Below are 5,766 nucleotides of genomic sequence, written 5' to 3'. Positions count from 1 at the left end.
GGTCTGGCTCACGGTAAATCCTCTCAACGGAAAAAACGGCGGCGGCCCTTAGGCAGCGCGCCAGGATTGGTAGCGACGCTCGATTCGGCGGAATACCAAGGCCTCCATCAACCAGGCCAACAGCCCGATCAACACAATGCCCAGCAGCACCTGACTGGCATTGCCGATTTGCCCGCCCATGGACACCATCCAACCGATGCCCTGCGAAGCGCCGATCATTTCTGCCGCCACCAGGGCGCGCCAGCCCTGGCTAAAGCCAATGCGCAGCGCCGCGGTCAGAAACGGCAGCGAGGCCGGCAGGTAGACGTAGCCAAGCAATTGCCAGCGGTTAGCGCCCAGGGTTCGCGCCGCGCGCACTTCGCCTTCACGAATACCCAGCACACCCTCTTGAATGGTGACGGCCATGGGAAACACCGCGGCGATAAAAATCACCAAGGTGATGGAGAAAAAGCCAAAACCGAAAACCAGCAAAATCAGCGGCGCCCAGGCAATCGGCGGAATAGCCATAAACAGGCTGTTAAGCGGCGCAATAAAGTCGCGAAAGTGCCGCGACAAACCCGCCGTCGCGCCCAGCATGACCGCCACCAGCACCGCACTGATAAAGCCAGCCAGCTCTTCCAGCAAGCTGGCCTTGAACTGCTTCCACAGCGAGCCATCGGCCGCCCATTTCCACGCTTCGCCGGCCACTACCCAGGGTTGCGGCAGCACATAGCTGGGAAAGCGGCTGGCGAGGAGGATCCACACCAGCAACAGAAACGGCAGCGAGGCCCAGCCCCAATTCGGTTTGAGTGACGGCATAACAGGCTCAGCGCGAGGCTTTTTGCAGGTACGAGGTGTCGACCAGATCCTTGAGCGGAATCTGTGCGTCCATAAACTTCAGCTCGTTGGAGTAGTTCATCAGGCGCTGGATAAAGGCCAGATCACTGGCGCCCAACTCGGCCGACCAACCCAAACGTTTGCGCGCTTCGGCGACGATATCCTGTGGCTGAGACGTGCTGCCGTCCGGGCGTTGAATGGCTTCCAACTTAAACGCCTCGGCGATGATCTTGTTGGCCTCGGCCGGGTGCTCGTTAAGGAAGGCAATGGCTTTACGGTGCGCGCGCAGCAGCTTGACCACATCATCGGGGCGGTCGCGCAGGGTTTCCGGCAGACCGATCACCACGTACCACGGGTATTGCGGCAAGGCTTGGTTAACGTCGAGCAGCAACTTGGTCGAACCCCGCAGCAGCGCTTGGCTAACAAAGGGTTCCCAGCTAAACGCCGCGTCAACGATGCCGCGCTCCAGCGCCGCGTTCATATTGCCCGGCGGCATATCGACGATTTCCACATCGGTGTCGGGGTTGAGCTTGGCGTTTTCTTTCAGCACATAGCCGCGCAACAGCACGTCCATGCCACTGCCCTTTTTCACCCCGGCCAACTTGTGGCCCTTGAGGTCGGCCAGGCTATTGATTGGGCCGTTGCTGTTGGTGATTACCGCCGCTTGGCCGTAGTTAACCTTGGCCAAGATCACGCTCTTGAGGCCGCGGGCATACCACTGGTACACCGGCGGCGTGCCGACATAGGCCACATCCAGCTCATGGGCGGCCAGTGCTTGCTGAATCACCGGGCCATCGCCCAGCGCCTTAACGTCCACTGCCAGGTTTTCATCGCGGTAGTAGCCTTGTTTCTCGGCAATGATCACCGGCGCATTGGCCATCGCCATCACGTAACCGATGCGCAGCGGCTCGGCGCCGTGGGCGCTACTCAGCCAAGCGGTGGCCGCCAGCGCGGCGGGCAAAAGCAGTGCTTTGATCATGGGGGAACTCGTGTCAGGGGGTTGGCTCAAGGAGCAATGGCGACTGCGCCATAACGTCGCCGATGCGTTCCATCAGCTCGTTGCGATAGTCGAGAAACGCCGGTAAGCGGCGGGTCTGCAGGTTGCTTCGGGGGCGCGGCAAGTCGATGGCCAACTCGCTATGGATGCCGCCCGGGGCAATGTTCATCACCACCACCCGGTCGGCCAAAAACACGGCTTCATCGATGTCATGGGTGATAAACAACACGGTCTGACCTAACTCGGCCCAGAGCCGCAGGGTTTCTTCGTTCATCGCGCTGCGGCTGATGGCATCCAACGCCGCGAAGGGCTCGTCCATCAACAGCACTTTCGGCTCCAGGGCCAAGGTGCGCGCCAGCGATACACGCTGCTGCATACCGCCAGAGAGCTGGCGCGGCAAACGCTCGGCGGCGCCTTCCAGGCCGACTAAACGCAGGTAATGCAGGGCCTTTTCGCGCTGTTCTTGGGCGCTATGCAAGCCCGCGACTTTCAAACCAAAACGCACGTTTTCCAGCGCCGTCAGCCAGGGAAAAAGCTGCGGGCTCTGAAATACATAACCCAACGCCGGCAGCTCTGGCCGCGTGACCTGGCCATTGACCAACAGGCTGCCGGCCTGCGGCTGCTGAAAACCACTGAGCAAATTTAGCAACGTGGTTTTACCGCACCCCGAAGGTCCAAGAATGGCGACAAACTCGCCCTGGCGCGCCCGCAGGTTCAGGTTGCTGAACACCGGGTGGCCGCTCTTATAAGCGAAGTTCACCGCCTCTACGTGCAGAGCGTCGGTGCGAGGGGCGCGTATGTGGGTTTGAAACTGGGACATGGCAAGGGGCGTCAGGTCATTTATACTGTCAGGGCTGTCATAATACGTATTAATACAAGTCAGCCCAAGACTGAAAATTCATAACCTTAGAAGCAGAAGGCCCGCCTGTGACTCTTCAGCGCCAGAGTTCCACCTCGCTGTACGAACAAATTGCCCAGCAATTGCTCACGGAAATTCAGCAAGGCCAGTTTGGCGCGCTGGGCAAACTGCCGTCGGAAGCCGAGTTGGTGGAACGCTTTCAAGTCAGCCGGGTGACCATTCGCTTGTCGCTGGCCAAGCTGGAAGAAGACGGCGTTGTCGAGCGCAAACAAGGCAAAGGCACCTTTGTTGCCGCGCAGCAGGTACGCCACGACCTCGACGCCCTGCGCAGCTTTCATGACTCCCTACTGCTGCAAGGGCTAAAACCGAGCATGCGCATGCTTAAACAACGCGCCGTGGCGGTGCCGGAAGAGTTGGCAGGGTTGTTTAGCGAGCGTTGTATCAACGTTGAGCGCTTGCATTTTGTTGACGACGAACCCATCGCCTTTGCCCGCAGCTACCTCACCGCCGAATTGGCCGAGGTGGATTGGCAAAGCGTCGAACAGGAGCCGCTGTACTCGGTGCTGGAGCGGGTTACCGGCAAGCCCGTGATTCGCGCCGACATGGCCATTCGCGCCCGCGAAGCCGACAAAGCCCTGGCCGAACACCTGGGCGTTAAACGCGGCACCGCCCTGCTAGTTATGCAGCGCACCTCATGGTTTGAAGACCAACAGTGCTGCGACCGCACCACCTTTTACATTCGCCCCGAGCGCTATGAATTTGTACTCAGCGGCGTATTCAAAAGCCGCTGACCGCCAGGGCACTGCGCAAGGCACCTGACCTTCTGCCACCGCCCAGCGTAATAGAGCAGCTTTCAACCGCCTAAACCGCTACAATCGCGTCCTTTTTTGCGCCTACCCCTGGATTCCAACCGTGATCTCTACCGCCAATATCACCATGCAGTTCGGCGCCAAGCCGCTGTTCGAGAACGTTTCCGTCAAGTTTGCCGGCGGCAACCGCTACGGCCTGATCGGCGCGAACGGCTGCGGCAAGTCGACCTTTATGAAGATTTTGGGCGGTGATCTGGAGCCGTCCGGTGGCCAGGTGATGCTTGAGCCGAATGTGCGCTTGGGTAAGTTGCGTCAGGATCAGTTCGCTTACGAGCAGTTCACCGTAATCGACACCGTGATCATGGGCCACGAAGAACTGTGGAAAGTGAAAGCCGAGCGCGACCGCATTTATTCGCTGGCGGAAATGAGTGAAGAAGACGGCATGGCCGTGGCCGAGCTGGAAACCGAGTTCGCCGAAATGGACGGCTACACCGCCGAGTCCCGCGCCGGTGAGCTGTTGATGGGCCTGGGTATTCCGTTGGAACAACACTTCGGGCCGATGACCGAAGTAGCGCCAGGCTGGAAACTGCGCGTGTTGCTGGCGCAGGCGCTGTTCTCCGACCCGGAAGTGTTGCTGCTCGACGAACCCACCAACCACCTGGACATCAACACCATCCGCTGGCTGGAAAATATTCTGACCAGCCGCAACAGCACCATGATCATCATCTCCCACGACCGTCACTTCCTGAACAGCGTGTGCACCCACATGGCTGACCTGGACTACGGCGAGCTGCGTCTGTTCCCGGGCAACTACGACGAGTACATGACTGCCGCCACCCAGTCGCGCGAGCAACTGCTGTCGGACAACGCCAAGAAGAAAGCGCAAATCAACGAACTGCAAAACTTCGTTAGCCGCTTCTCGGCCAACGCCTCGAAAGCCAAACAGGCCACGTCGCGCGCCAAGCAGATCGACAAAATTCAGCTGGCCGAGGTTAAGCCCTCCAGCCGAGTCAGCCCGTTTATTCGCTTTGAGCAGAATAAAAAGCTGCACCGCCAGGCCGTGATGGTCGAGCACATGGCTAAAGGCTTTGACGGCAAAACCCTGTTCAAGAACTTCAGCTTCCAGGTTGAAGCCGGCGAACGCGTGGCCATTATCGGCCCCAACGGCATCGGCAAAACCACCTTGCTGCGCAGCCTGGTCGGCGAGCTGACCCCGGATGCCGGCACCATCAAATGGACCGACAGCGCCGAGCTTGGCTACTACGCCCAAGACCACGCCCATGACTTTGAAGACGACGTCACCCTGTTCGACTGGATGGGCCAATGGACCACCGGCGAGCAGATGATTCGCGGCACCTTGGGCCGCATGCTGTTTTCCAACGACGAAATCTTGAAGTCGGTAAAAGTGATTTCCGGTGGTGAGCAAGGCCGCATGCTGTTCGGCAAGCTGATTTTGCAGAAACCCAACGTGCTGATCATGGACGAACCGACCAACCACTTGGACATGGAGTCCATCGAAGCGCTGAACCTGGCGCTGGAAAACTACCCCGGCACGCTGATTTTCGTCAGCCACGACCGTGAATTCGTTTCCTCGCTGGCCACGCGTATTATCGAGCTGTCGGCCAGCGGCGTGGTCGACTTCAGCGGCACTTACGACGACTACCTGCGTAGCCAAGGCGTGCTGATCTAAGCCCGCCGCGCTACACCAAAACGCCCCGCCCGTGCGGGGCGTTTTACGTTGTGGCCTGAGCTACCCGTGTAGGGGCCGCTGACAAACCCGCAGCTTTCAAGAAATCTCCGCTGCCCCTCTGGACCCGTTGCTACACACTCAACAGAACCAGCCGCTAAACGCCACCCGGTGCCTACGCGAGCATCAAGGCTCATAAACATTACGTCCACGTTATGTCGAGCACAAAGCAGTTGTTTGCAAGCGGGTTTGCTTCGCTAAACCAAATTCCACGGCTCAGCGGCCGCAGCTGCCCGCCGAACCCGCGACTAGCGCGTTATTCCGTCAGCTTATTCACCCACCAGCCGCCTTTTCTTCTCCCCCCGCAGCCGCCATGATTGCGCCAGGTTTTCGGCGAAGCTTTCGTATGCATATTCAAGCGCCAAGCTCCATGGCGATCACAGGGCAAATTCTTGCCGTTGTGCTCTACACCTTTCTCGGCTTTCTCTGCATCGGCATTCCCATCGCGGTGGTGCCGGGGTTTGTGCATGACCAACTTGGCTATGGCGCGGTAATCGCCGGCCTGACCATTGCCTCGCAATACCTCGCCACCCTGCTC

The 5,766-nt window shown here is 59.3% G+C and carries 5 protein-coding genes and 1 pseudogene; 3 read left to right on the top strand and 3 right to left on the bottom strand.

All coding sequences use genetic code 11. The features are described 5' to 3' along the window. Window positions 1–48: 48 nt before the first annotated feature. Genes AAAB16_RS03565 through AAAB16_RS03555 form a run of 3 tightly spaced genes read right to left on the bottom strand, consistent with a single transcriptional unit; the run spans window position 49 to window position 2,633 of the window. The gene (locus tag AAAB16_RS03565; protein WP_340662098.1) at window positions 49–798 is read right to left on the bottom strand and encodes an ABC transporter permease; all 750 of its coding nucleotides are present in this window, start codon (window positions 796–798) and stop codon (window positions 49–51) included. A gap of 7 nt (window positions 799–805) precedes the next feature. Beyond that, on the bottom strand, window positions 806–1,795 hold the full coding sequence (locus AAAB16_RS03560; protein WP_340662097.1) for an ABC transporter substrate-binding protein: 990 nt from the start codon (window positions 1,793–1,795) through the stop codon (window positions 806–808). A 13-nt stretch (window positions 1,796–1,808) separates the two neighbouring features. Continuing rightward, a complete protein-coding gene (locus AAAB16_RS03555) occupies window positions 1,809–2,633 on the bottom strand; it encodes an ABC transporter ATP-binding protein (protein ID WP_340662096.1) in 825 nt (274 codons plus the stop codon). Between the two features lie 107 nt (window positions 2,634–2,740). On the opposite strand from AAAB16_RS03555, the gene AAAB16_RS03550 reads away from it, so the two are divergent. The 3 genes and pseudogenes from AAAB16_RS03550 to AAAB16_RS03540 all read left to right on the top strand — a co-directional run. Then, complete coding sequence (locus tag AAAB16_RS03550; protein ID WP_340662095.1) at window positions 2,741–3,463, top strand: GntR family transcriptional regulator; 723 nt, start codon at window positions 2,741–2,743, stop codon at window positions 3,461–3,463. Between the two features lie 121 nt (window positions 3,464–3,584). Next, window positions 3,585–5,171: an ABC-F family ATPase gene (locus AAAB16_RS03545; RefSeq protein WP_340662094.1), complete on the top strand. Its 1,587-nt coding sequence runs from the start codon at window positions 3,585–3,587 to the stop codon at window positions 5,169–5,171. 403 nt (window positions 5,172–5,574) lie between these two features. Further along, window positions 5,575–5,766, top strand: a pseudogene (locus AAAB16_RS03540) (MFS transporter); the annotation flags it as partial.

Source organism: Pseudomonas sp. (assembly GCF_037994325.1).
Lineage (GTDB): Bacteria > Pseudomonadota > Gammaproteobacteria > Pseudomonadales > Pseudomonadaceae > Aquipseudomonas.
This window is presented reverse-complemented; position numbering and strand designations above follow the sequence as displayed.